The sequence below is a fragment of the Parabacteroides vesiculifaciens genome (assembly GCF_049860805.1).
Classification (GTDB): domain Bacteria; phylum Bacteroidota; class Bacteroidia; order Bacteroidales; family Tannerellaceae; genus Parabacteroides.
Map to the genome: position 1 here is coordinate 3,782,864 of NZ_CP187555.1, position 25,864 is coordinate 3,808,727.

Below are 25,864 nucleotides of genomic sequence, written 5' to 3' on the forward strand. Positions count from 1 at the left end.
TACATATATATCACATTTTGAAAACATTTGAAGAATTAGGAGTTGCCGCACCAATACTGAAGGCAATTCAAGAAATGGGCTACGAATCGCCCATGCCGGTACAGGAGGAAGTGATTCCTTTCTTACTGGGAGACGACAACGACGTAATTGCATTAGCGCAGACAGGTACAGGGAAAACAGCCGCTTTCGGGCTTCCCATCCTGCAAAAAATCGATGTGACTACATATCAGCCCCAAGCACTTGTACTTTGTCCCACTCGTGAGCTCTGCCTGCAGATCGCCGACGACCTGAACGACTATTCCAAGTATATCGACAACCTGAAAGTGCTGCCGGTTTACGGCGGTTCCAGCATCGAGAGCCAGATCAAGACGCTGAAACGCGGTGTACACGTGGTCGTAGCCACTCCGGGACGTCTCTTAGACCTAATGAACCGCAAGACGGTAGACCTCAGCTTAGTGAAGAACGTCATCATGGACGAGGCGGACGAGATGCTCAACATGGGCTTCACCGACAGCATCAATGCGATCCTCGCCGAAGTACCGGAGAACCGCAACATGCTGCTCTTCTCGGCCACCATGCCGAAAGAGATCGCCAACATCACGAAGAAGTACATGAAAAATCCGAAGGAGATCGTGATCGGCAACAAGAACGAAGGGAACAAGAATATCCGCGATATCTATTATATGGTACAGGCACGCGACAAATACCTCGCGTTAAAACGTATCGCCGACTTCTACCCGAACATCTACGGCATCGTCTTCTGCCGCACCCGTAAGGAGACACAGGAGATCGCCGACAAACTGATACAGGACGGCTACAACGCCGACTCGCTGCACGGCGAACTGAGCCAGGCACAGCGCGACTACGTGATGCAGAAATTCCGCGTCAAGAACATCCAGCTTCTGGTCGCTACCGATGTGGCTGCCCGCGGCTTAGACGTGGACGACCTGACACACGTGATCAACTACGGCCTGCCCGATGAAGTGGAATCCTACACGCACCGCCGCGGCCGTACCGGTCGTGCCGGAAAGACGGGTATTTCCATCTCCATCTGCCACGTGAAAGAAAAAGGCAAGATCCGCGAGATCGAACGCATCATCAACAAGAAATTCGAGAAAGGCGAAATGCCTACCGGCCACGCAATTTGCGAAAAGCAGCTTTTCAACCTCGTCGACCAGATCGAGAAGGTAAAGGTGGACGAAGAGGAAATCGCTTCCCTGATGCCCCAGATCTACCGCAAGCTGGAATGGTTAGACAAGGAGGACATCATCAAGCGTGTCGTTTCGCTCGAATTCAACCGTATGATCGACTACTACAAGGATGCCGACGAGATCCAGCAGGTAGACGAACGTTCCTCACGCCTCGACCGGGGCGAGAGAGGCGAACGCCGTGCCCACGGAGCCGAAGAGGGTTACTCCCGCTTCTTCCTCAACTTCGGTAAGGCCGACGGCCTCTACCCGAACCAGCTAATCGAATTAGTCAACAAATGTGTGCCGGGCAAGGTGCGCATCGGCAAGATCGACCTGCGCGAAAACTTCTCTTTCTTCGAAGTGGAAGAGGGTGAAGCCAAGCGAGTGATGGACAGCATGAACGGCTTCGAAGTGGACGGACGCCGCATCTCCGTCGAGCCTGCACAGGGCAAGAAGGAAGAGGGCGGACGCGGTGGCAAGCGCAGCTATGGCGGCCACAAAGGTAGACGCGACAATGGAAAAGAAGGCGGATACCGCAGCAGCGACCGTTCGGACCGTACCTATAAAAAAAGCGAACGCGACAGTGAACGCCCCTGGAAACGGACAGCCGCCGCACGCGACGCACGCAAGAAAAGACGTTTCTGACTCCCTGCACACTAACAGAAGCAGGAGACAGCAGCATACATCAGCAACCCCCAGCCGGCAACGACGGGGAGTTGCTGTTTTTGTTTCCACCTCCCTTCTCACACCGTTATATCATACGCTTCTGTATATATACAACCGACGTGAGCATTTTATTGCTATCATCCCGGGACAAAAATGCAATTTGGGGAAATAATATTATTTGATACAGATTGTGATTAGGTTCATATCTGATCCTCTTATTTGAAAATCGGGACAAAGACCGACAATTGAAGATCTCTTGTTTCTGTATTGCCGACTACATAATTCCTATAAATCCGTTTGAATCCATTTTTGTAAGACAAATCGACCTGAAACCAGTTGAAATCATAACCGACTTTCACGACAAGAGGAATATCAAATTTATTATCCTCCAAATTGGCTTTAGCTTTCGTACTAAAATAAACTGTCGGTTCCACTCCAATTCCGGCCTTTAGCCCTTTCCATAGTTTATAACCGGCGGCAACATTCAAAGATAATCCATTAAATAATTTTGTTTTATCGTAAACTGCGCCCCCCGGTTGCTGTTCGCCATAATCAATGTTAGGATCAGACCCTTGTTCTTGGAAAGCGATATTCACTCTCCTCGCTTGATACAATAGGGCAGCATCAATTAAAAAATGATTTTTAAATTCATACTGGAATTGATATCCAACATTACAACTAAAACGATGGTCCCATTTCAAATCTTTTTCTCCTGATAATAACAGAGAATTGATTTTCGATTTATGCATCCAGCTATCACCCACACCAACTACAATACCTGATTTTAGCTGTGATTGTGATAACATAGGAAACAATAATAAACATGCAAGTAAAATAAATGTCTTTTTCATGTCACTCTCTTTTTATGGTTGTTCCAAATGTAATCAAATTATTAACGCCGCACATTTATTTAGCCAATTTTACATATTGTCACCTACAATTACAACCGCATCAAAAACCTTATTTCATGCGCTACTGTTTCGATCCGGACCAACGGGTATGTTACTTTTGGCTTGATCCAAAAGTAACCAAAAGATCAAGGCTTAACCGTCCGGTCTACTCCGGCCAAAGGTTCCGCTGTCGCCTGCGAAACTCGCTTCGCTCAAACAGCGCAGGCTCCGGACGCTACACCTTTACCCTCCGCTTAACGACCGTCCGCTTAGGCCTTTCTTAAAAAGCTGCGCTTTCTCTTGGGATGGCCGATACCGACAGTTCTTTTGCGTCCCCGTGCTCCGCACGGGGACAAGCCTGTTCCCGCACTTGAAGCTGTCGACAGAACAACAAAGCCGGCAGTAGTACCATCCTCAACAGAGCCGTCAGGCTCTATCTCCGGCCTAAGCTGATGAGCGTTAAGCGCAGTGACCGCAGTGAGCGTCCGGAGCGTCTGCTGTTTGAGCGAAGCGAGTTTCAGACGCGACAGCGAACGAAGGGAACGGAGTAGCGAAACAGGTTCGGCCTTGATCTTTTGGTTACTTTTGGATCAAGCCAAAAGTAACAGATACTAAAATCTCACCGGCAGTATTTGCATATTAGCATAATTTGTTTACCTTTGCACACGCAATGCGCCTGTGGTGTAATTGGTAGCCACGCCAGACTTAGGATCTGGTGTCGAGAGACGTGTAGGTTCGAGTCCTATCAGGCGCACACAAAGTAGAGACACACAGCCGTGTGTCTCTACTTTTTTATTTGCCGGAATGTTTCTATTTTTGTATCATTGTCAAAAATAAAGAGTAAAATGAAATATACTGGTATATATATCCTGTTGACGGCGCTGTTGCTACTTACCGCATGTGCCGGAAAGCTAACGGAAGGAAAGGTGGTGACGGTGACAATAGAGCCGCAACGCTTCTTCGCCGAGAAGATTGCAGGAGATAAGTTAACTATCCATTGTGTAGTTCCCTCCGGGCAAAGTCCCGAAACCTACGACCCGACCCCGAAGCAAATGGTGCAGATCGGACAGAGCGAAGCGTATCTGCAGATCGGTTATATCGGCTTCGAGCAGGTGTGGATGCAGAAGATTCGCGAGAACAATCCTGATCTGAAGATATTCGATGTCTCGAAAGGTATGCAGTTTGTAAAAGAGACGGAAGAAGAAGGGCACGCACATGAAGCGGACGACGGACACCATCACCATCATGCTGGCGGCATCGACCCGCATATCTGGAGTTCCATCGAAGGGGCCAAGGTGATTGCCTGGAATACGCTGAACGCTTTTATCGAGTTGGATAAGGAAAATACAGAGTATTACTGGAAGAATTATAACGATTTGCTTGCGGAGATCGATAAGACGGAGGTGGAGATCAAGCGCCTGCTCGATCCGCTGGCCGACCGTACTTTTATCATCTATCATCCTGCTTTGACCTATTTTGCCGATGAATTCAACCTCGTCCAACTCTGCATCGAGATGGATGGAAAAGAACCTTCACCTGCACAGTTGAAGCAATTGGTGATGACGGCAAAAGAGCACCATACGAAAGTTGTTTTTATCCAGCAGGAGTTCGACCAGAAAAATGCCGAACTGATTGCAAAGGAAACAGGTTGCCGCCTCGTGAAGATCAACCCGCTGGATTATCATTGGAATACGGAACTGATTCATATAGCGAAAGCATTGGCTGATGGAAAAACTGATTGACATGGAACATGTAACCGCTGCCTACGGCAATAAGACCGTATTGCGGGATATTTCTCTTACGGTTTGGAAAGATGATTTCCTGGGGATTATCGGACCGAACGGAGGAGGAAAGACGACCTTGTTGAAGGTGATACTCGGCTTATTGCCGCCTGTTTCGGGAACTATCCGTTTCTACGATGATGGACATCCGGTTTCTTCTCTCCAAATCGGGTATCTTCCTCAGTTGAACAATATAGATAAGAAATTCCCGATCTCCGTGCGCGAGGTGGTCGCTTCGGGGCTGGCTGCGGAAAAGCGGCTTTTCCGTTCTTACAGTGCAAACCAGAAACAGCGTGTGGAAGAGGTGCTTGGAAAGATGGGACTGGAAGGCTTGTCGGACCGGGCGATCGGCGAGTTGTCCGGCGGACAGTTGCAGCGGGTGCTGTTGGGGCGCTCCATCGTTTCCCGCCCGCAGGTGCTGATCTTAGATGAGCCGAACTCGTATGTGGACAAGCGTTTCGAATCTCATTTCTATAAGCTTCTGGATGAAATCAATAAGGAGAGTGCGATCATTCTGGTTTCGCACGATATCGGAACTGTATTGGCGATGGTGAAAAACATCGCTTGTGTAAACGAAACATTACATTACCATCCCGGAGCGGATGTGTCCGAAGAGTGGCTGGGCGAGAAATATGCCTGCCCGATAGAACTGATCGGACATGGCGATTTGCCGCACCGGGTTCTGAAAAAACACGGACATGAGTAACCTTTGTTTTATAAGCCTGCCGGAGATAGGATATATCATCGGTATCGCCGTTATTATTTTCGGTATTACCGCTGTAAGGCAGAACCCTTTCATCAGCCGCGGACAGAAGATTCTTTGGATACTGACGATTATCGTATTGAACTGGATCGGTCTGTTGCTGTATTATTATACCTATTATATAAAGAATAAGAGTTGATATGAAGATATTGATTACCGGCGCCAGCGGTTTTATTGGCGGTTTTTTAGTGGGAGAAGCGCTTAACCGGGGATATGAAACCTGGGCGGGTGTCCGTTCGACAAGCAGCCGTGCTAATTTGCAGGATGAACGGATTCATTTTATCGATCTGAAATACTCCGACCGTGAGGTGTTGACCGCCCAGTTGGCGGATTTTGTTCGTGAGCATGGTCCCTGGGACTATGTGATCCACAACGCCGGACTGACGAAAGCACTTGATAAAAGAGACTTCTACCGCATCAATGCCCGCAATACGGCGAATCTGATTGAAGCGCTTGCCGCAGCGGGTTGCAGACCGGAGAAGTTCCTCCTGATGAGTAGCTTGAGCAGCTACGGACGTGGCGACGAGAAGACGTTTCGCCCTATCTCCTTGGATGATCCTCAATTGCCCGATACAGCTTATGGGAAGAGCAAGCTGGAGGCGGAGAATTATTTGCGCCATCAGTCTTATTTCCCGTACGTGATCCTGCGGCCGACAGGCGTGTACGGTCCGGGTGAGAAGGATTACTTTATGGAGATAAAAAGCATAAAGTCCGGTTTTGATTTTGCCGTCGGTTTCACGCCCCAGCGCATTACTTTTATATATGTAAAGGACCTGGCTTCCGTTGCTTTCCTCGCATTGGAGAATGAGGCGGTCCGGAACCGTCATTATTTTGTGGCGGACGGCGATGTCCATACGGATGAATCGTTTGCCCGGATGATACAGGAGATCTTACGGAAGAAGCATGTCCTGCATGCCCGTATTCCAATGGGGCTGGTGCATGTCGCCTGCCAGGGATCCGAATGGATTGGCAAGTTGTTGAAGAAAAGCATGACATTGAATACGGATAAATATATAATCCTGAAACAGCGTAACTGGATTTGTGATGTTACACCGCTTCAGGATGAATTGGGCTTTGTCCCGGCTTACCCGTTGCGCCGTGGCCTGGAAGAAAGCATTGAATGGTATCGGAAAGAGGGTTGGCTGTAGATCGGTCTGCTTTCCTTCATTTTCATTTTACTTCTTCAACGGTTCCTTTTCCGATGACTTTCTGTTGTACGGCTGTCGGGCCTTTATAACGGATATTTCCTTTGCCGACAACTGTAGCTTTCAGGTTGTTGGTCGGGTGGATCTGGGCAGAGCCTTTCCCTGTGATTTTACAGTTTACCTCGGGAACAGCTACTCCGAAGGCCATGATCTCACCGTCGGTAGTGATGCTGTAGTCCGCCTCTTCGGCACTTCCTGCTTTCAGGTTGATCGTGCCGGAGCCGTTGATGCTGCATTCCAGCTTGTCAGTCTGTAACTCGTTCACAACCATATTCGCGCTTCCCGATACATTCAGATCGAGTTTCCCGATTTCTATTTTCTTTTTCAACTGAACCAAGCAGTTGGAGTTTGCCTTGATTTTCAGCTCGTCTCCGGTGAGTTTGCTGTTGACCATAAAATTGGCGTTTCCGGCAGCTTTTACTTCTTTCAACCATTTGGAGTTGGTCTTGACGATGAATTTGGTGAAGTGGTCCACCTTGGCGCCTTTGAAGTTGACCGTCAGCTCGCGATCCTGAATGTCGATATTCACATAAGGATGCAGGTTCTCGTCGACCGTCACTTCAAGATAAGAAGCGGCATCCGACTGTTCGTAGTTGAAATCGATCACACCGTCTATCTTGATGGCATTATAATCGCCTACGGCTATTTTCTTGGTCGAGAGTTTTCCATTTCCTTTCACATGGTCTACTGCCTGGGCAGAGAAAAACATTCCTGCGAGGAAAGCGATCATTAATAATCCTTTTGTTTTCATGTCTGTCTTCTTTATATTGTACTTATGGACACGTTTGCCGCGCCTTGGTTACAAATGTAGGAAATTTATTTCACTCTTGTTATTAATTTTTCTTGATCGAACCTCCACCTACAACGTTTTTGCTGAGTTCCGGATCTCCTTCATATCGTATATGACCGCCACCGGCAATACTGGCATCCAATTGTTCGGCTGCATATACCTCAATGTCTCCACCACCGGCAACACTGCATTCCACTTTCCAGAAGACGCATCCGAAAGCGCTGATATCTCCGCCACCTGCCACGCTCAGGTCGCCTCTTTCTGCTTCTCCTTTGAGCAGGACGGAACCGCTACCTGCCACGCTGCAATCCAGGTTGTCTACTTTCAACCGGGTCGCATTGATGTCTCCCGATCCGGCCACGCTAAAATCTATTTTGCGTGCTTCCAGCCGTTTATCGAAGTTTATTGTACTACTTCCGGCGATGTCGACATTTAACCTGTCGACTTTAAGAGGGGTTTTGGCAACAAATTCGCCGCCACCGACTGCGCTTATATCTTTCAGTTCACGGGAGTTGGTCTTTATTTCGCATACGGTCGGTTTGAGATTGAGCCCATAAGAGTTTCCCTTAAAATATTTTCTTTCGTCTTTAGGTTGTATGATCAATGTCTTACCTTTTATTTTTATGTCGAGGTGAGACAGTATATTCTCATCTGTCGTGATCTTCAAATAGGGGGAAGCGTTGGATTGTTCATATTCGATGTTTACATTTCCCACATACGAGATTTCATCATAATCGGATATGGAGATTTCTTTTGTAATAATATTCCCGTCTCCTTCTATTGTATTCTGCTGGGCAAATCCGCTTGTTGCCAGCAGTAAGATACACGCCATAAAGAAAAATGTTCTTGTTTTCATGTCTTATTCTATTTTTGTTCGTTTTCTTTTATAGACGAGTTTGGAGATGTTACAGTTGCATATTTTCTTTACTTTTTAAGAATTAAATTTTCTTATATGCTTTACAACACTAATTAGCATTTTAACTATTGACAAATTGGGAAAAGCCCGTATCTTTGCATCGTGGTTTTTTCATAATAGTATTAGATTTAAGGTTAACAAAGTTGGTTAGGGGTTGTCGTGAGACAGCCTTTAATTTTTTATAGGGGTTTCTGCGGATGCAGGAGCCTTTTCTTTTTTCCAGACAACCGAAGTTTTTTCTTTTGGCACATGAATTTTCAATAATTCTGGAAAGTTTTTCTTATCGCCTTAGAATAAGGGCGTTGGGCGGATTAACCGATTTTGAGGTAATAATTTAGCAACCGTTATATTTGCAGCACTCTGCTTTAGTTTGCTTGTTTCAAGTCCTTTTGTCCTCGTTTGGCACAAAAGTAATACTTTATTTTTGATAGGACTACTGATTACCCAATAAAATTATGTACCTTTGAAATCATCTTAAGAAAATGTTGCAATGAATAGGATAAGAGAGGTCTTGATTGAGAAAGGCATTAGCCAAACTGAATTGGCTAAACGGCTTGGCAAAGGTTTCAATATGGTTAACCTATATGCCACGAATAGAGTGCAACCGCCAATAGCTGTATTATACAAGATAGCGGAGATATTGAATGTGGATGTGCGAACACTTCTTATACCCAACGAAATAAAAAAATAAACTATATGGCAAATACGAATCTAAAAGAAGCTAAGGCAGCAAAGAACGATGAGTTCTATACACAGTTTCATGACATTGAGATTGAAATGAACGCTTACCTTGAATACGACCCCGATGTGTTCCGGGGCAAGACGGTGCTGTTGCCTTGCGATGACCCCGAATGGAGTAACTTCACCCGATACTTTGCGGCTAAGTTTGATGAGTTGGGATTGAAAAAACTTATTTCTACCAGCTATGCGCCGGATAGCAAGAAGTACAAAACGCCTTATCAACCTTCATTATTCGAACAAGACGCTCCCCAATTCGACCCTGCCAAAGCGCAAGTGAAAGGGAAGATATTCATTCTTGACCATGACCACAGCGGGGATGGCCGCATTAATATTGACGACCTTGAATGGGAATACATGGAAGGTGATGGAGATTTCCGTAGCAAAGAAGTTACCGATTTGCGTAATGAGGCGGACTTCATTATAACCAATCCGCCTTTTTCCTTGTTCCGTGATTTCTTGGCATGGATAATGGAGGGTGGAAAGATGTTTGCTGTAATAGGCAACATGAATGCTATTACATATAAAGAAGTGTTCCCACTAATTAAAGACAATAAAATATGGCTTGGCGCAACAGGAAACGGAAATGATATGGTATTTGGTATTCCCGAAGGGGCTAAGATTGATGAAAAAGACAGAGCAAAAGCGGCACGATTGGGATACGTAGGCAATTACACTCGATTAGGCAATTCTTGTTGGTTTACAAGTATAGAACATGGTCGTCGTCATGAGCCTATTCCACTAATGACGATGGCTGATAATTTACGCTTCTCTAAGCATAAGGAATTAAAAGGCAAAACTGCTTACGACCACTACGATAATTATGATGCCATCGAAGTCCCTTTTACAGATGTAATACCCTCAGATTATAAAGGAGTAATGGGAGTTCCTATTTCTTTTTTGATTAAGTATTGTCCGGAGCAATTGAAATCTTAGGGATAGATAGATATATCGAAAACAATCCCAATCGTGGAAAAAGATTCACTATTGATAACCGTGAAATATATGCAAGAGTTCTCATTAGATTTATATTACGTGACTGATAAAGATACGTTTATATACTCTATTTGAATAAACAAGGGGTTGTGCAATATGACTATCTGGTTTCCATAAACCATTTGAAAAGCCTTTGCCTTCACTTTCAGTAGCCCCTAAGATTTCAAATTCCTATATCGAATAAATAATCTTTTAAACACTTCAACTCCATGAATATAAGCACTTTTGCCATATATTTTATTAGGGTCTTGGTCGACACCACGATTACAACCTAAGATTTCACTTAAAACTAAGAATTAAAAACATAATATCATGACCCAGCATAATGCCATCAAGCTTTTCGAAGCAAAGAAAGTCCGAACCATTTGGGACGATAAAGATGAAAAATGGTACTTCTCGATAGTAGATGTGGTGGCAGTCTTAACCGACAGTCCTAATCCACGTAAGTATTGGAGTGTTTTGAAAACACGCCTTAAAAAGGAAGGAAGTGAGTTGACTACAAATTGTAGTCAACTGAAAATGAAATCGGCTGACGGGAAAATGTATTTAACCGATGTAGCCGACACTCAGCAACTTCTCCGCCTTATTCAATCCATTCCTTCGCCCAAAGCGGAACCTTTTAAGCAATGGATGGCACAAGTAGCTGCGGAACGTCTTGACCAAATGCAAGACCCCGAACTATCCATTAATCAAGCATTGATGGACTATAAACGATTGGGTTATTCAGACAATTGGATTAACCAACGGCTCAAATCTATAGAGATACGTAAAGACCTTACGGATGAATGGAAACGTCACGGGCTGCAAGAAGGAGTACAGTTTGCTACGCTGACCGATATAATCTATCAGACTTGGAGCGACATGACCGCCAAGGAATATAAGCAGTTCAAAGGCTTGAAGAAAGAGAACCTGCGCGACAATATGACCAACAAGGAGTTGGTGCTGAATATGTTGGCAGAACTTTCCACCAAGGAAATATCGGAAAGCAAGAATCCCGAAACTTTTAAAGAGCATAGGGATGTGGCGGAAGCGGGTGGGGAAATTGCCCGTAATGCCCGTATGGAATTGGAAGCAAAAACAGGCAAGGCGGTTATCAGTCCGCTGAATGCCAAGACGGGAATCGCTCTTAATCCACCACAAGAGAGTGAAGAGAATAAACAGTAACCGTAAAATACCTATTATATATGATACCAATATTACATACAGAATGGACGGTTGCAGATGTCTGCAAAGGTTTTACCTATAATGAACTTGAGGGCAAAGGTTTATTCGGATTGGACGGACGGCTCACTATCCAGCCCGAGTATCAGCGCCATTACATCTATAATGACGGGAAACGGGACGTGGCTGTAATAGAATCTTTGTTGAAAAAATACCCCATCGGGCTGATATACTTCAACCGTACAAGCGATGGACGGTTTGAAGTCCTTGACGGGCAGCAGCGCATCACCTCTTTCGGACGGTTTGTTACAGGTAAGTTTGCCATTGAATATGCCGGACGCAATGAGTACTTCAGCGGACTGCCGGAGGAAGAAAAACAAAGGATTCTGCAAACAAAATTGCTCGTATATGAATGCGAAGGTGAAGAACGCGAAATAAAAGAATGGTTCAAGACTATCAACATTACAGGCGTTCCGCTTAATGAACAAGAAAAACTCAATGCCATCTATTCGGGTGAGTTCGTGAATGCAGCCAAACGTGTGTTCAGCAATTCCCAAAATGCAGAAGTTCAGAAATGGAGCCACTATATAAAGGGAGATGTTAAAAGACAAGATTACCTTGCCAAAGCATTGGAATGGGTCTGTAATGGCAAACAAATGAGCATAGATGCTTATATGAGCCTGCATCGCCATGACTGCTCTATCGGAGAACTTGAAAACTATTTCCGTTCTGTAATAGACTGGGTTACTACTACATTCACCATGGTAGTTCGAGACATGTGCGGACTAGAATGGGGACGGCTGTATGAAACGTATCACACCACGCCCTACAGTATCGACCACGTGACGAGTCGGGTAAAAGCCTTGCAAGCTGACGAGAGCGTGAGGTGCTCCCGCAATATCTACGAGTATGTATTGGGTGGGGAAATAGATAAAAAATTGCTCGACATCCGCATCTTTGAAGAATCGACTAAAAGAACCGCTTACAAACGACAGACAGAACAGGCTGAAAAAAAGGGTATTTCCAACTGTCCGCTCTGTGCATTGGGAGACAATGCCAACAGAACCCGTATCTACAAGTTGTCGGAAATGGATGCCGACCACGTGACGGCATGGAGCAAAGGAGGGGCAACCAACATAGAAAACTGCGAAATGCTTTGCAAAACCCATAACCGTTCGAAAGGGAATAGATAAAAGTGTATTATATTGAGAGAGTTACATCAATAAACTCTCTCAATATATGAACAAGAAAAAAACATTTCAAGAAGTTACCAAAATTTGGTGTGATGCGAAACGCCCGATAGTGAAACATTCCACCCTATGCGCTTATCTGCTTACGTTACAAACCCATCTATTGCCACAATTCGGTGCGATGGAAACAATAACAGAATGTGATGTTCAGCAATTTGTGATAAACAAATGTGCTGAAGGATTGGCAAAGAAAACGGTCAGAGACATGGTGGCAGTGCTCAAATCCGTTGTCAAGTACGGGAACAAGCACGGGATTTTTCCTTTTGAAGAATGGGATATCGAATATCCTACCGATACGGAAAACAAGTTATTGCCAACCTTATCCTTGAATCATCAACGGATATTGATGCATCATTTGATAGAACAGCCTACTCCGCAAAATATCGGTGTTCTGTTAGCTCTTTGTACGGGAATGAGAATTGGTGAAGTATGTGCATTAAAATGGGAAGATGTGGACTTCGCACAGAAAACAATTACCGTGAGGCATACGGTTGGCAGAATATACAACTGCGAATCGAAAACGACTGAGAGGATTCACTCTTCTCCAAAAACAAAGAGCTCCTGCCGTGAGATACCTATCTCTAAACAACTTTTTCAGTCTTTGAAAGTTGTCAGAAAACAGTCCCAAGCTACATATGTTGTTGGAACTTCTACACAATCTAAAGAACCACGCTCTTACCGTGATTATTTTAGCAGATTGCTAAAACGGTTGAATATTCCTCATTTGGTCTTTCACGGGCTTAGGCACACATTTGCGACCCGATGCATTGAAAGTCAATGTGATTATAAAACAGTCAGTGTCATACTTGGTCACTCGAATGTGGCAACTACGCTCAATCTGTATGTTCATCCTAATCTTAGTCAAAAGAAACGATGTATTGACCGTATGAGTAACTTTTTGGGGATTACATGAGGTTAAGAGATTATGCACATAGAGGACAGAAATATGTCATTCTGTCCTCTTGGCACGTTGCATTAGTTACAGTTTGAATCCTCTTGTTAAGGCTTGATATGCAAAATATTGCAGAACGGTGCAAACAAAATTTTAACTGTTAAAAATGCTCTTTTGCAGGGTAACGAGTTGGAAACCGTTCTGCTTCCATAATCCGCTTTTTCCTGCGTTTTTCGCTTACTACCTCTTGGCATCCTTTGTCCTTCACCTTATTCACAACTTTTCCGGTGACAACAAGCGACTTTTTCATTGCGTTTCCAGAGATTTTCAATAAATCCCGTATACGACTTTCCAAAGAATTTTATCCATGCACCTTAAAAATTTCCATAAAAGATTTTGCGGAATAATTTGTTCTTGTATCTTTGTACTATTATTATAGTACAATATTCATATAGCATAATATAAAATTATATGATCAAGTTTTTATTAGATTACTCCAGCGGTATGCCGATATACCGTCAGATCATCGATCAGATCAGGTTTGGCATAGCATCCGGACAACTTAAGCTGGGTGAACAGCTTCCTACGGTCAGAGCTCTTGCCGTAGAATTGAAAGTCAATCTAAACACGGTTTCCAAAGCATATAAAGAATTGGAGATCAAGAATATTTTGGAGACTCAACAAGGGACCGGAACGTTTATCAGCAAAACAGACCATGTTGTACCGGACAAAGAGCGGGAAGACAAGTTAAAAGAAATTTGTACGCAATTTTCTTCGGTTGTACTAAGTTACGGCTTCAGCCTGGACGAGGTCATTCAAGAATTAAGGAATATCGAAACTTTTAAAAAACAATGAATATGACAACAAATGTAATTAACAAGGGCTGGTTTAATCCCATTTCCCTTTCCGTATTGCTGATACTGGTTATCGCATCAGCAGCTTTGTATGTTTCGCAAATTGTAAACATACCGGTGTTGATCCTCTTACTCCTTCTTTCCGGATTGGTAGCTTCTGCGATCCGTATTGCCGATCAGTGGGAACGGGCGGTAGTCCTGCGCATGGGGAAATACTGCGGCTTGAAAGGCCCCGGGCCCTTTATGATTATCCCGGTTATCGACAGTGTGTCGACCTATATCGACCAGCGTGTGCGGGTAAGCGCTTTTAAGGCCGAACAGACTCTGACTAAAGATACGGTTCCGGTAAATGTGGATGCGGTTGTGTACTGGACCGTCTGGGACGTGGAAAAAGCGGCTTTGGAAGTACAGGAGTACCAAAAGGCTATCGAACATATTACGCAGACCGGTTTAAGAGATACCATCGGTAAGCACGAACTGTCGGACCTCTTGCAGGAACGCGACAAGATCGCTGAAGATTTGCAACAGGTCTTGGACAGAAATACGAATCCGTGGGGCATCACATGTCAGACTGTCGGTATCAAAGATATCGCCATTCCGCAAGATCTGGCCGAGGCAATGAGCAAAGAGGCTCAGGCCGAACGTGAAAGAAGGGCCCGTGTCATCTTGGGAACGGCAGAAACGGAAATCGCAGAAAAGTTCGAACAAGCCAGTAAGAAATATACCGACAATCCTGTGGCATTACATCTTAGAGGGATGAATATGTTGTTCGAAGGCCTAAAAGAGAAAGGATCGATGGTAATCGTACCGAGTTCGGCACTCGACACCATGAACTTAGGGGCTATGGGAGGCTTGGTTTCATTGGCTAAGAACAACGAAGCACCGGTAAATAAATAAGTATTACCTACACATCTATCTGAAATGCACTTGAATGCCTGGCAAGCATTCACAAAACTATTGCCCCTATTGTTCAAGGGGATGCAAGTGTAATCTGTTTTCGGCGTCGTCGTGTATATACTCGACGACGTCATGTATATTTTCGACGATGCCGAATATATTCTTGACGATGTCGAAAACAGATTACACTTGCATCTAAAGATGAATTCATCCCTTAGAAATAAAGGCATCATCAGGATCACATCACACCTTGGCCAAAGCCTGTTCCAAATCATCAATGATATCATCGATATATTCGGTTCCGATACTCAGGCGGACCGTGGAAGGCGTGATATGCTGCCCGGCCAACTCCTCCGGAGTCATTTGGGAATGGGTAGTCGTATACGGGTGGATCACAAGGCTCTTCACATCGGCCACATTGGCAAGCAACGAGAATATTTCCAGCGAATCGATAAACTTCCAGGCCGCTTCCTGCCCGCCTTCGATCTCGAAAGTAAAAATACTTCCGGCGCCTTTCGGGAAATATTTCTTATAAAGCGCATGATCAGGATGAGACGGAAGGGACGGATGGTTCACTTTGGTTACTTTCGGGTGTTTGGACAAATACTCGACGACTTTCAGAGCATTGGCAACATGGCGTTCCACACGGAGGGACAATGTTTCCAGCCCTTGCAGCAGGATAAAAGCATTGAAAGGCGAGATCGTGGCCCCTGTATCACGAAGAATGACAGCCCGGATGCGAGTGACGAAAGCTGCCGGACCCGCCACGTCGGCAAAGACCGCCCCATGATAACTTGGGTCCGGTTTGCCCAACGTCGGAAACTTTGCGGCATTTGCTTTCCAGTCGAAGTTGCCACTGTCCACAATCACTCCTCCCAAGCTCGATCCATGTCCGCCGATAAATTTGGTGGCGGAATGGACGACAATATCAGCCCCGTGCTCGATCGGACGGATCAGGTACGGCGTACCGAACGTATTATCCACGATCAACGGGATATGATGGCGGTGGGCCACCTCTGCAACGGCATCGATATGGGTGACATCAGAATTGGGATTGCCGAACGTTTCGACATACACCGCTTTTGTATTTTCCCGGATGGCAGCCTCCAACGCCTTCAGGTCGTTTACATTTACAATCGTATGAGTAATGCCCTGGGCCGCCAGCGTATGTGTAATCAGATTGAAAGAACCGCCATAGAGATTGTCGGCAGCCACAATATGGTCGCCTACTCCAAGTATATTTTGCAAGGCATACGTGACGGCCGCCGCACCGGAAGCCACCGCCAAACCCGCCACTCCCCCTTCAAGAGCCGCAACACGTGCTTCGAAAACTCCCTGTGTCGAATTGGTCAGGCGGCCATAAATATTCCCGGCATCGCGAAGGCCGAAACGGTCTGCCGCATGCTGTGAATCATGAAATACATAAGATGTTGTCTGATAAATAGGAACGGCACGTGCATCTGTTGCGGGATCGGCCTGCTCCTGCCCTACATGAACCTGTAATGTCTCGAAATGCAATTTCTTTGTTGCCATAGTCGTATTATTTTAAATTATTCTTCTTGCTTATTTTCCAGCAAAACTACGTCAGACAGATATATCAAACAAGATATTCGTAAAATACAGAAAATAATGCTATTTTTACAGCCGTCAACAGAACATACAAACTGTATCAAGATCGAAAAAAGGATTCCGATAGAATTTTATTCTTATGAACACACTTGAGAAATTAGACAAAGTAGACTTGCAGATCCTCCGTACCCTGCAAACGAATGCCCGGCTCACCACAAAAGAGCTCGCCGCAAGTGTCAACCTCTCGTCGACACCCGTATTCGAACGCCTGAAACGCCTCGAAAACGGAGGATATATAAAGAAGTACATTGCCGTGCTGGACGCCGAAAAGCTAAACCAAGGCTTCGTGGTCTTTTGCAGCGTCAAGTTGAGAAGACTGAACAAAGAGATTGCGGCGGAGTTCACAAGGATCATACAGGAGATTCCGCAAGTCACGGAATGCTACAACATATCGGGGAGTTACGACTACCTGCTGAAGATCCATGCGCCGGATATGAAGTATTACCAAGAGTTTATCCTGAACGTGTTAGGCACGATCGACAGCCTCGGCTCGCTCGAAAGCACTTTTGTGATGGACGAGGTGAAGCATGAATACGGAATACATATTTAATACGCCACCCCGCCCATAGATCGCATTTATTTCTTCAAGGCATAGATCCGCTGGATAATGTCCACAACCTTCATACCTTCCAGTACGTTGGTCGTGATACACTCCGAACTTGCACCGGAAAGGACACGGACCACATTACGGATCACGAAATTATGGTTCTGGGCGGAACCTTTATAAGGACCGTAGTCATTTCCCGGATTCGTCGGCGCCAGTTCCGGCATCTCATACTCTTTGATATGGCAGTATTCGACTTCGTTCATATACTGTCCGCCGATTTTCACGCTGCCGTTCTCCGCAACGATCAGCATACTGCTTTCCATGTTCTTGTTCCAGACGGAAGTGGAATAGCTCAAGCTCCCCATTCCCCCGTTCACGAAGTTGAAATTCACAAAACCCGAATCTTCAAAAGCCGTGAGCCCGGCATGGTTGAAATCGGCAAAGCGAGCCTGGATATTGCAGATATCTCCGAAAAGCCAGTACATAATGTCGATGAAATGGGAGAACTGGGTGAAAAGCGTCCCTCCGTCCAAAGCGGCATCGCCGTGCCAGCCTCCGGGTTTATAATAGCGCTCGTCACGGTTCCAATAACAATTCAACTGAACCATATAGATCTTGCCTAACTTGCCGGACTCCACCATCTCCTTGATCCAGACGGAAGGAGGAGAATAGCGGTTTTGCATGACGCAGAACACCTGCTTACGGTATTTGAGCGAAGCATAGACCACCTTCTCGGCATCGGCAAGCGTCAGTGCCATCGGCTTCTCGATCACGACGTTGCAACCGGATTCGATGGCCTGGATAGCCATCGCCGCATGCAGGCCGTTGGGGACGCAGATATTCACGACATCTATAAGGAGGCCGCTCTGCAATAATTCCGTAAGGGAAGAGAAGAACGGGACGTCGTATGCTTCAATGCCCAGTTCTTCACGGGGACGAATATCACAAAGGGCCGCCAGTTCGGCTCCCGGATCGCGTGTCACCATCTCGGCATGACGTTTGCCGATATGGCCACAACCGATTACTGCGAATTTTATCTTTTTATCCATAATTGTATATTATAAGAGGGCGAGTTTGGAACTCGCCCCTACGAGGGTTTCTGTTATATATTGCTGTTGTCCGGGGGACATTTCCGTATGAATGGGCAGGGAAAGGACGGATTCGCACAAACGGGTGGCGACGTCCAAATTGCCGGATATACGGGAGATGTGCCGGTAGGCTTCCTGACAATGCACCGGCAGGGGATAATAGATCATCGAAGGGATTCCCTGTTCTTTCAACAGATGCTGCAGGGCGTTCCGCCGGCCGTCTTTTACCTGAATCGTATATTGGTGATATACATGAGTCGAGAATGTCGATTTCGCAGGGATAACCAAAGAATCGCAGGAAGACAAGGCTTCATCGTACTGACGGGCAATCTGCCTGCGGGCTTCCGTGAACTCCTCCAGATGCTTCAACTTCACATCCAGCACGGCAGCTTGCAACGTATCCAGACGGGAGTTGCATCCGATCCGCCTATGATGGTATTTGCATTCCTGGCCATGATTGGCAATCATGCGGATACGGGCAGCCAACGCCTCGTCGGCCGTCATCAACGCACCTCCGTCGCCATAGCAGGCCAACGGCTTGGACGGGAAAAAGGAAGTCGTCCCGATATGTCCGATCGTCCCGACCTTCTGCCTCCTCCCATCCGAAAAAAGATAATCGGCACCGATGGATTGGGCATTATCTTCCACGACATACAGATGACAGGCATCTGCCAAAGCCATGATCGGCTCCATATCGCAGGCTTGTCCGAACAGGTGGACGGCCACAACCGCCTTTGTCCGCTCCGAAACAGCCGCTTCTATTTTCCGGGGATCGATATTGAAGGTCCGGGGATCGACATCCACCAACACGGGCGTCAGCCCCAACAAAGCGACAACCTCGGCTGCCGCTATATAAGTAAATGCCGGTAGGATCACCTCATCGCCGGGCTGAAGCTCCAATGCCATCAGAGCGATCTGCAAAGCATCCGTCCCGTTACCGCAAGGGATCACATAAGGAACCTGAAGATAGTCGGCCAGATGCCCGGCAAAGGTTTTCACCTGCGGGCCATTGATAAAGGCACAACTGCCGATCACCGTCTGCATGGCTGCATCGATCTCCTCTTTGAACCGGAGATATTGGCCATGCAAGTCGACCATCTGTATCTGTTCTTCAAACATTATGTTATCTGTTTCCCGATTTATATTTTTTATTCAACTTATTAACGAGAGAGCGGGCTGTTTATTACATCGGACAAAAAAGGTGTTTGACACCAAACAGGCCTGCGTAGCCTCGGAAAATAATTTTCCGGCACTAAACAGGCCTGCTTGATGTCGGAAAAAGTTTTTCCGCCCTATTTCACTTCGCTGCCCGGCTTCACCTCTTTTTCAGGCGTGATGACAGCCAGCTTGCCGTCGAAGTTTTCTGCAGAAAGGATCATTCCTTCGGAAACGATGCCTTTCAGCTTGCGCGGGGCCAGATTGGCGATAAAGCAAACCTGCTTGCCCACAAGGTCTTCCGGCTTGTAGTGCTGGGCGATGCCGGAAACGATCGTACGTTTTTCCAGGCCGTCGTCGATACGGAACTGCAACAGTTTGTCCGCCTTAGGTACTTTCGTACATTCCAGCACGGTCCCGACACGGATATCCAACTTCATGAAGTCATCGAAAGCGATATTCTCACGGATGGGTTTCGCCTTGTAGTTCGCTTCTTCGTTTGCTTTCTTCGTGTCCAACAGCTTTTGCACCTGCGCTTTGATCACGCTGTCTTCGATCTTCTCGAACAGCAGTTCCGATTTGCCTAACTGGTGGCCGGCTTCCAACAGATCGGTCGATCCCAGACGGTTCCAGCCTAAGGGTTCCACATTCAGCATCTTGTTCAGTTTCTCCATGCTGAACGGCAGGAACGGTTCGAAAGCGATCGCTAAGTTTGCCGTGATCTGCAAAGCGATATTCATGATCGTGGCGACACGTGCCATATCGGTCTTTGCCAGCTTCCAGGGTTCCATATCTGCCAGATATTTGTTTCCGATACGTGCCAGGTTCATCGCTTCTTTCTGTGCGTCACGGAAATGGTAGGTATCCAGCAGACGTTCCACGTCGGCCTTTACATTCGCGAAGTCGGTCAATGTCTGGCGGTCATAATCGGTCAGCTCGCCGGCTGCCGGCACTTTGCCTTCGAAATACTTTTCGGTCAGCACCAAAGCACGGTTGACGAAGTTGCCTAAGATGGCTACCAACTCGTTGTTATTGCGTGCCTGGAAATCTTTCCAGGTGAAATCGTTGTCTTTTGTTTCCGGAGCATTGGCCGTCAAAACATAACGCAACACATCCTGCTTGCCCGGCATATCCACCAGATATTCGTTCAACCAGACAGCCCAGTTACGGGAAGTGGAGATCTTGTCGCCTTCCAGGTTCAGGAACTCATTGGCCGGCACATTTTCCGGCAGGTTATAAGAACCTTCGGCTTTCAGCATGGCCGGGAAGACGATACAGTGGAACACGATATTATCCTTACCGATGAAATGCACCATCTTGGTTTCCGGATCTTTCCACCAGGTTTCCCAACTTTCGGGCAGCAATTCTTTTGTATTGGAGATATATCCGATAGGCGCATCGAACCAGACATACAGCACCTTTCCTTCCGCACCTTCCACCGGCACGGGAATACCCCAGTCGAGGTCGCGACTTACGGCGCGAGGTTGCAATCCCATATCCAGCCAGCTCTTGCACTGTCCATACACGTTCGATTTCCATTCCTTATGTCCTTCTAAGATCCACTGACGCAGGAACGGCTCCCATTTGTCCAAAGGCAAATACCAGTGTTTGGTCTCTTTCATCACCGGCTGGCTGCCGCTGATAGCAGACTTCGGGTCGATCAGGTCCGTCGGGCTTAAAGACGTACCGCAGGCTTCGCACTGGTCGCCATAGGCTTTTTCATTGCCGCAATGCGGACAAGTCCCGGTTATATAGCGGTCGGCAAGGAACTGTTTCGCTTCTTCGTCGTAATACTGTTCGCTTGTTTTCTCGATAAACTCGCCTTTATCATATAAGGTACGGAAGAAATCCGATGCCATCTGATGGTGAGTAGCCGAAGTCGTACGGGAATAGATGTCGAAAGTAATGCCGAATTCCTCAAAAGACTTCTTGATAATACCATGATAACGGTCCACCACATCCTGCGGCGTGATCCCTTCTTTCTTCGCTCTCAGCGTGATAGGCACCCCATGTTCATCCGATCCACCAATCATCAAAACCTCTTCCCCCTTCAGGCGAAGATAGCGTGCATAAATATCAGCAGGCACATACACCCCGGCCAAATGCCCGATATGCACCGGCCCGTTCGCATACGGCAACGCCGTAGTTATCAGCGTTCTCTTAAACTGTTTTTCCATACCTTGTGTTCTCTTTTTGAGGGGCAAAGGTAAGAAAATAATTTTAGATATTACCGGATGAAGACCTTTACAGCATCTTGCTCCCCAACTTTTACAATATATGTTCCAACAGGCATTTGGTAAGTAGAATGCCCCCCGGAAAGAGTCTCGCTTTTCACCAATAATCCGTTCAAGTTCCAAACAGATAAACGAGCCGATCTTTCTGTCTCGATATGCAACGTATGATTAATAGCATAGACTCGAATTCCTCCTATTTGAACATTTTCATTATCCAAAGGAATATCCGCTCTTCCATACTGAGCACTTAAAACACAATCTCCTGTCAAGGTGTACTTATACGGATTCATTGTATTCCCATCGCTCCATTTCAAAAACATATCTCCATTCGCCGGTTCAGCTGTCAAAGTAATGACAGTACCATGTTTCAATGATCCTGTTTTATCCGCCCGTATCGTACCGCCTGAAGTTTGCTTCAAGGCAAAATTATAGTTATTGAGCTCTACCCCCGATACTTCAACTTTCACATCTGTCGTCACCTTTTCTAAATTATAGAATAAAGTTTTTGTCTCCGAAGAGGCTTTCAACGACAAATCAGGCTCCAATACTATCCCGTTAGCTACTACTTTTACATTGCTATTACTATATTGTGGAAGGATAACCAATTTCAACTTCACATTTTCTCCCAAAGGGATAGCCTCCGAATTGATATTGACCGCTCCAAGTCCGGCTCCAACCAACTCCGGTAATTCAACTTTTACTGCAACTTCATCCGTAGCAGAGACAAATAACGGCAGCAACTGCTCCGCATCCCTTGCTGCGATAATACGAGGATTATCAGCTTTGCCATCATTCCACATTGAGAATTTCTTTCCCGCAGGTGCCGTTGCACGAATTGTAATCATCGAGACTGGGGTCAGACCTCCTTCTTTTATATCTTTGCCAGTTTCCATATTTATACCGGAAACATTCTGTGGCAAAGTAATATCCATTTCATTCAACCGAATACCATCAACGGCAATCACCATATTCTTGGATATATTGTAAAGACTGTAAACATCTTTATAAATAGTCAGCTTCTTCCCATCTGCAAACACTTCCGGAACAGAGTTCTTATAGTCACTTTCCATACTGATATAAAACTTAAATGTCCCTCCCTTTTTTACTTCAGTAGAATAACCCGATAACGGTTTAACCTTTGCGCCGGTCAAAGTTGGTAATACGACCAGATAACCCGGATCCGACTGTGTAAATCGCGCCTGGATAATAGTGTCTTTTTCTACAGTCACGATATAGGGATTATCCGTGACTCCATTTGTCCAAGAAACGAACTTTCCACCTTCATTTGGTTCGGCTGTTATCGAAACCCGGTCACCATGATTCACGATCAGTGGTGCACTACTTTTATCTTCTCCAGTAAAATAAATCAATCCATCGACCGATTGCTTTAACGTCACCATGTGTGTAATTCCAGTGATACCACTTACTTTTACGACCACATTTGCCATTAAATCGGACAACGTATAAATATTACGGGCATTAGGCAGAAGTTCTTTTCCGTCCACTTCCACTTTTAAAGACTCCAATGATTCAAAATAGTTTTTATCTACCTCCAGTTTGAATTCAAAAGAACCGCCACTGGCAATAGCCTCAACAACCTCTCCCCCTTCAGGATTAACGGCTTTTATTCCTTTAGGCAAATTGAAAGTTATAGTTACTTTTCCTTTGCCAAAAGTGATATTGCGTACGGTTACCCCATCTTTGCAACCCTCTTTTTTTGCATAGGCAGTCACACACACCGTCTTACCGGCAGAAAGACTACTAACCTGGAACGGTTGAGAGTAAACTTTTGGAGTCGAACCGTCTATGCTATAGTATAAAGTAGCAGTATTGTCCATATTTGTCAGAGAAACCTCCACACTTTCCCCCACAGGAATAAAATCTGTAGAGTATGGCGTTGTCAATATTTTAGGAGCAGATATGGAAGGACGGGAATCCGCAAACTCGGCAGATATGGTCAAACCATTATCTGCAGGGACCTCTACTGTCTGAGGAGACGAAGTATACTCTTTCCCGTTGATCACCAGTTTCACTAATTTGTAAATAGAGGAATCCGGAATAGCAGTAACTGTCAGCCGGGTCTTAGCACCGACTTTCTCACCAGACTTTACCTCTGTCGATCCATCCTTCACTATGATCCGGCCATTCTCCGGTCGATCAAATACGACTAAATTTCCTGCCATCCATTTTGCATAATAGGTTTTGTTACCCATAGATCCCTTTACCAACTTTTCAACCTTATTGGTCAACGCCGGTTCGGAAAACCAACCAACAAAAGTAAAACCTGAACGGGTGGGATACGGAAGAACAATGTCTTCCGTATTCACAGTATATTTCTTTATCACATTATCCGGCAAAGTCCCATGATAAGGTTCATACACTATATCATATTCTGCCAATACCCACTTGGCATACAATTCCATGTCTTTTTCCGTCCCCTTTTTAATCACAGTAATCAGATTATCGGGTGATTCCTTTTCATACCAACCCTGCACTTCATACCCATCAACAATATCCCATTTGGGCAATACTACCTCATCTTCTTTAGTGAAAGAGAGATTTTTATCTTCCAAATCCGGATGTTCTGTCGAATTCCAATAGCATTTGGCATAATATGTGACCATCCATTTAGCATAGAAAAGCTTATCGCCAATATCTCCTTTCTCTATGATTTCTATTGGCTTACCTGATAATTCAGGATTATCATACCAACCTTTGAAAGTGCTATTTACATTCGCATTTTTAGGGATAGGCAATTTATAAGGGGTTTTTTCTATTGTATACGTTTTTTCCGGCTCACTTTGAAATTCACCGCCATTCAACGTATATCCTAATGTATAAGGAATCGCTTCCCATTTAGCATATAAGGACAATTCGACAACAGCATTTTTACCATCTTGCGGGCAAGGAACACTCGTTACAGGCTCACCTGTACATTCAGGATTATCATACCAACCTTTGAAAGCATACCCTCTTCTTTCCCAAATAGCAGGGATCTTCACTTCTTTGGAGGTAGCCTTTGTATAATTTTGTTTGGCAGGAGCAGTTTCTGTATTTGTAACGTAAGACAGTATATACTTATATTCCGACCAATGAGCTGTTAAAGATATATTTCCTGTAAATGTAAAAGGCAAGGTGACAGGGGTAGTTCCATTAAACCATCCTGTAAACATATAACCATCGCGGACGGGAGTTGGCAATGACTCCGGATAATCTTCAACTGTATAAGTACTATCTGCCATAGTCCCTGCTCCATCCGTATCAAATCGAATCGTATAAGGTAAAGCCTCCCATTTTGCTTTGAAAGTTAATGTCTGATCGTCTTTCCCATCTATATTTACATACGGGAATGTAGAAGGAGTAATAGGAGTATTTTCATTAATATCACTCCCTGAATTATTAAACCAATGAAGGAATTTGTAATGTTCACGTTCAACTGTTGGCAGGGTTCTTGCTTCACCGTCATTCAAGATTGAATAAGTTGTGGTATAGTTCGTTGATGTTATATCACCTTTGTTTGAATCGTATTTAATGGCATAGTTGATTGGAGAAACTACAACGGAACCACTAATTTCTTTATTTGCTGGATCTATAACAAAACCATTTTGCCTAGCCAAACACCCTTTAATAAAATCATCAAAAGTAGATAATTTTGAATAAAAAGCATATCCTTTACCATTTGAACCAGCTCCTGTCCCTGTAAAAATTCCACTTACCACTTGTATATTCCCACCAGTATATTCTATTGCTGTACCACTGCGCGTTATGCCTTCGGTATATCCACTAATATCACAATTAATAAAAGTCACTTTCCCACCATTTACCTGAAAAGCAGTAACATAGCCAGCCCATCCATTTGTATATTTAGCAATAATAGTACCATTTTTAACAACAACGTTAGAACCGGTACTTTTAAATAGGTCTAAACTTGAACCAGTTTGAAACATGCCTATGGACTTTTCACATTTCAATATGTTATTTCCTAAGTCCAAAACCACATCTTTACTAATATCAACAGTACCACTTAAGCTAAAATCAGTTGTTACTAAAATATTGCCGCCATTATTTAGAGCAGCCTTTAATTGTTCTTCATTAGCAACTTTTGTTTGAGCTTTAGCTGATAATGGAACAACACACATACTTAAGAATAAAAGCTTACATAAAACTCTAAATTGTAAACAGATAATATTATTTAATCTTTTCATACTTTCTATCTGACTAA

Annotated in this window: 21 protein-coding genes and 1 tRNA gene; 14 read left to right on the forward strand and 8 right to left on the reverse strand. The window is 45.2% G+C overall.

Annotated elements, in window-relative coordinates:
• Positions 1-74: 74 nt before the first annotated feature.
• Positions 75-1,835: a DEAD/DEAH box helicase gene (locus ACPYIV_RS15190; RefSeq protein WP_299361335.1), complete on the forward strand. Its 1,761-nt coding sequence runs from the start codon at positions 75-77 to the stop codon at positions 1,833-1,835.
• A gap of 236 nt (positions 1,836-2,071) precedes the next feature.
• Here ACPYIV_RS15190 and ACPYIV_RS15195 read toward each other — a convergent pair whose 3' ends face one another.
• Positions 2,072-2,707 (reverse strand): outer membrane beta-barrel protein, encoded by a 636-nt coding sequence (locus tag ACPYIV_RS15195; RefSeq protein ID WP_293741064.1) that lies wholly within the window; start codon positions 2,705-2,707, stop codon positions 2,072-2,074.
• A 711-nt stretch (positions 2,708-3,418) separates the two neighbouring features.
• Between ACPYIV_RS15195 and ACPYIV_RS15200 the strand changes: the two genes are divergently transcribed.
• The 5 genes from ACPYIV_RS15200 (at position 3,419) to ACPYIV_RS15220 (ending at position 6,438) form a co-directional block, all read left to right on the forward strand.
• Positions 3,419-3,500: transfer RNA gene (locus ACPYIV_RS15200), tRNA-Leu, on the forward strand.
• A gap of 91 nt (positions 3,501-3,591) precedes the next feature.
• Positions 3,592-4,488: a metal ABC transporter solute-binding protein, Zn/Mn family gene (locus ACPYIV_RS15205; RefSeq protein WP_425883835.1), complete on the forward strand. Its 897-nt coding sequence runs from the start codon at positions 3,592-3,594 to the stop codon at positions 4,486-4,488.
• A complete protein-coding gene (locus ACPYIV_RS15210) occupies positions 4,472-5,233 on the forward strand; it encodes a metal ABC transporter ATP-binding protein (RefSeq protein WP_425883837.1) in 762 nt (253 codons plus the stop codon). Before ACPYIV_RS15205 ends, ACPYIV_RS15210 begins: the two co-directional genes overlap by 17 nt.
• Entirely contained in the window at positions 5,226-5,429 is a 204-nt protein-coding gene (locus tag ACPYIV_RS15215; RefSeq protein ID WP_293741057.1) for a PLDc N-terminal domain-containing protein, read from the forward strand. The genes ACPYIV_RS15210 and ACPYIV_RS15215 overlap by 8 nt, the downstream gene beginning before the upstream one ends.
• Before the next feature lies 1 nt (position 5,430).
• Entirely contained in the window at positions 5,431-6,438 is a 1,008-nt protein-coding gene (locus ACPYIV_RS15220; protein WP_425883839.1) for an NAD-dependent epimerase/dehydratase family protein, read from the forward strand.
• 22 nt (positions 6,439-6,460) lie between these two features.
• On the opposite strand, the gene ACPYIV_RS15225 is transcribed toward ACPYIV_RS15220, so the two are convergent.
• Positions 6,461-7,246, reverse strand: coding sequence for a head GIN domain-containing protein (locus ACPYIV_RS15225; protein ID WP_425883841.1), 786 nt, complete (start codon positions 7,244-7,246; stop codon positions 6,461-6,463).
• An 82-nt stretch (positions 7,247-7,328) separates the two neighbouring features.
• A complete protein-coding gene (locus tag ACPYIV_RS15230; protein WP_425883842.1) occupies positions 7,329-8,141 on the reverse strand; it encodes a head GIN domain-containing protein in 813 nt (270 codons plus the stop codon).
• A gap of 550 nt (positions 8,142-8,691) precedes the next feature.
• Between ACPYIV_RS15230 and ACPYIV_RS15235 the strand changes: the two genes are divergently transcribed.
• From ACPYIV_RS15235 to ACPYIV_RS15265, 7 genes are all read left to right on the forward strand, one after another.
• The gene (locus ACPYIV_RS15235) at positions 8,692-8,892 is read left to right on the forward strand and encodes a helix-turn-helix domain-containing protein (RefSeq protein ID WP_293732616.1); all 201 of its coding nucleotides are present in this window, start codon (positions 8,692-8,694) and stop codon (positions 8,890-8,892) included.
• A gap of 5 nt (positions 8,893-8,897) precedes the next feature.
• The gene (locus tag ACPYIV_RS15240; protein WP_425883844.1) at positions 8,898-9,875 is read left to right on the forward strand and encodes an adenine-specific methyltransferase EcoRI family protein; all 978 of its coding nucleotides are present in this window, start codon (positions 8,898-8,900) and stop codon (positions 9,873-9,875) included.
• Positions 9,876-10,247: 372 nt separating this feature from the next.
• Positions 10,248-11,099: a BRO-N domain-containing protein gene (locus ACPYIV_RS15245; protein WP_425883846.1), complete on the forward strand. Its 852-nt coding sequence runs from the start codon at positions 10,248-10,250 to the stop codon at positions 11,097-11,099.
• 20 nt (positions 11,100-11,119) lie between these two features.
• Complete coding sequence (locus tag ACPYIV_RS15250; protein WP_301704452.1) at positions 11,120-12,289, forward strand: HNH endonuclease family protein; 1,170 nt, start codon at positions 11,120-11,122, stop codon at positions 12,287-12,289.
• A gap of 46 nt (positions 12,290-12,335) precedes the next feature.
• Complete coding sequence (locus ACPYIV_RS15255; protein ID WP_293738874.1) at positions 12,336-13,259, forward strand: tyrosine-type recombinase/integrase; 924 nt, start codon at positions 12,336-12,338, stop codon at positions 13,257-13,259.
• Positions 13,260-13,709: 450 nt separating this feature from the next.
• Positions 13,710-14,093 (forward strand): GntR family transcriptional regulator, encoded by a 384-nt coding sequence (locus ACPYIV_RS15260; RefSeq protein ID WP_293738872.1) that lies wholly within the window; start codon positions 13,710-13,712, stop codon positions 14,091-14,093.
• 2 nt (positions 14,094-14,095) lie between these two features.
• Complete coding sequence (locus ACPYIV_RS15265; RefSeq protein ID WP_293732622.1) at positions 14,096-14,989, forward strand: slipin family protein; 894 nt, start codon at positions 14,096-14,098, stop codon at positions 14,987-14,989.
• Positions 14,990-15,232: 243 nt separating this feature from the next.
• Here the strand turns inward: ACPYIV_RS15265 and ACPYIV_RS15270 are convergent, their stop codons facing one another.
• Positions 15,233-16,522 carry an O-acetylhomoserine aminocarboxypropyltransferase/cysteine synthase family protein gene (locus ACPYIV_RS15270; RefSeq protein ID WP_293732623.1) on the reverse strand — a complete coding sequence of 430 codons (1,290 nt, stop codon included), beginning with the start codon at positions 16,520-16,522 and terminating at the stop codon, positions 15,233-15,235.
• Positions 16,523-16,697: 175 nt separating this feature from the next.
• Here ACPYIV_RS15270 and ACPYIV_RS15275 point away from each other — a divergent pair, with 175 nt between their 5' ends.
• Positions 16,698-17,168, forward strand: a complete 471-nt coding sequence (locus ACPYIV_RS15275; RefSeq protein ID WP_293732624.1) for an Lrp/AsnC family transcriptional regulator — start codon at positions 16,698-16,700, stop codon at positions 17,166-17,168.
• Positions 17,169-17,194: 26 nt separating this feature from the next.
• On the opposite strand, the gene ACPYIV_RS15280 is transcribed toward ACPYIV_RS15275, so the two are convergent.
• From ACPYIV_RS15280 to ACPYIV_RS15295, 4 genes are all read right to left on the reverse strand, one after another.
• Positions 17,195-18,214 (reverse strand): Gfo/Idh/MocA family protein, encoded by a 1,020-nt coding sequence (locus ACPYIV_RS15280; protein WP_293738868.1) that lies wholly within the window; start codon positions 18,212-18,214, stop codon positions 17,195-17,197.
• A gap of 9 nt (positions 18,215-18,223) precedes the next feature.
• Positions 18,224-19,372: a DegT/DnrJ/EryC1/StrS family aminotransferase gene (locus ACPYIV_RS15285; RefSeq protein ID WP_425883850.1), complete on the reverse strand. Its 1,149-nt coding sequence runs from the start codon at positions 19,370-19,372 to the stop codon at positions 18,224-18,226.
• Positions 19,373-19,545: 173 nt separating this feature from the next.
• Positions 19,546-21,585 carry a methionine--tRNA ligase gene (gene metG / locus ACPYIV_RS15290; RefSeq protein ID WP_293738866.1) on the reverse strand — a complete coding sequence of 680 codons (2,040 nt, stop codon included), beginning with the start codon at positions 21,583-21,585 and terminating at the stop codon, positions 19,546-19,548.
• A gap of 50 nt (positions 21,586-21,635) precedes the next feature.
• Positions 21,636-25,847, reverse strand: coding sequence for an InlB B-repeat-containing protein (locus tag ACPYIV_RS15295; RefSeq protein WP_425883853.1), 4,212 nt, complete (start codon positions 25,845-25,847; stop codon positions 21,636-21,638).
• Between the last annotated feature and the right edge of the window lie 17 nt (positions 25,848-25,864).

Excerpts from the sequence above, each read along its gene's own strand:
- ACPYIV_RS15205 (WP_425883835.1), top strand. The coding sequence starts at position 3,592 with ATGAAATATACTGGTATATATATCCTGTTGACGGCGCTGTTGCTACTT.
- ACPYIV_RS15225 (WP_425883841.1), bottom strand. The coding sequence starts at position 7,246 with ATGAAAACAAAAGGATTATTAATGATCGCTTTCCTCGCAGGAATGTTT.
- ACPYIV_RS15275 (WP_293732624.1), top strand. The coding sequence starts at position 16,698 with ATGAACACACTTGAGAAATTAGACAAAGTAGACTTGCAGATCCTCCGT.
- ACPYIV_RS15285 (WP_425883850.1), bottom strand. The coding sequence starts at position 19,372 with ATGTTTGAAGAACAGATACAGATGGTCGACTTGCATGGCCAATATCTC.
- ACPYIV_RS15245 (WP_425883846.1), top strand. The coding sequence starts at position 10,248 with ATGACCCAGCATAATGCCATCAAGCTTTTCGAAGCAAAGAAAGTCCGA.
- ACPYIV_RS15190 (WP_299361335.1), top strand. The coding sequence starts at position 75 with ATGGGCTACGAATCGCCCATGCCGGTACAGGAGGAAGTGATTCCTTTC.
- ACPYIV_RS15235 (WP_293732616.1), top strand. The coding sequence starts at position 8,692 with ATGAATAGGATAAGAGAGGTCTTGATTGAGAAAGGCATTAGCCAAACT.
- ACPYIV_RS15220 (WP_425883839.1), top strand. The coding sequence starts at position 5,431 with ATGAAGATATTGATTACCGGCGCCAGCGGTTTTATTGGCGGTTTTTTA.
- ACPYIV_RS15295 (WP_425883853.1), bottom strand. The coding sequence starts at position 25,847 with ATGAAAAGATTAAATAATATTATCTGTTTACAATTTAGAGTTTTATGT.
- ACPYIV_RS15210 (WP_425883837.1), top strand. The coding sequence starts at position 4,472 with ATGGAAAAACTGATTGACATGGAACATGTAACCGCTGCCTACGGCAAT.
- ACPYIV_RS15215 (WP_293741057.1), top strand. The coding sequence starts at position 5,226 with ATGAGTAACCTTTGTTTTATAAGCCTGCCGGAGATAGGATATATCATC.
- ACPYIV_RS15260 (WP_293738872.1), top strand. The coding sequence starts at position 13,710 with ATGATCAAGTTTTTATTAGATTACTCCAGCGGTATGCCGATATACCGT.
- ACPYIV_RS15250 (WP_301704452.1), top strand. The coding sequence starts at position 11,120 with ATGATACCAATATTACATACAGAATGGACGGTTGCAGATGTCTGCAAA.
- ACPYIV_RS15240 (WP_425883844.1), top strand. The coding sequence starts at position 8,898 with ATGGCAAATACGAATCTAAAAGAAGCTAAGGCAGCAAAGAACGATGAG.
- ACPYIV_RS15270 (WP_293732623.1), bottom strand. The coding sequence starts at position 16,522 with ATGGCAACAAAGAAATTGCATTTCGAGACATTACAGGTTCATGTAGGG.
- ACPYIV_RS15195 (WP_293741064.1), bottom strand. The coding sequence starts at position 2,707 with ATGAAAAAGACATTTATTTTACTTGCATGTTTATTATTGTTTCCTATG.
- ACPYIV_RS15255 (WP_293738874.1), top strand. The coding sequence starts at position 12,336 with ATGAACAAGAAAAAAACATTTCAAGAAGTTACCAAAATTTGGTGTGAT.
- metG (WP_293738866.1), bottom strand. The coding sequence starts at position 21,585 with ATGGAAAAACAGTTTAAGAGAACGCTGATAACTACGGCGTTGCCGTAT.
- ACPYIV_RS15230 (WP_425883842.1), bottom strand. The coding sequence starts at position 8,141 with ATGAAAACAAGAACATTTTTCTTTATGGCGTGTATCTTACTGCTGGCA.
- ACPYIV_RS15265 (WP_293732622.1), top strand. The coding sequence starts at position 14,096 with ATGACAACAAATGTAATTAACAAGGGCTGGTTTAATCCCATTTCCCTT.
- ACPYIV_RS15280 (WP_293738868.1), bottom strand. The coding sequence starts at position 18,214 with ATGGATAAAAAGATAAAATTCGCAGTAATCGGTTGTGGCCATATCGGC.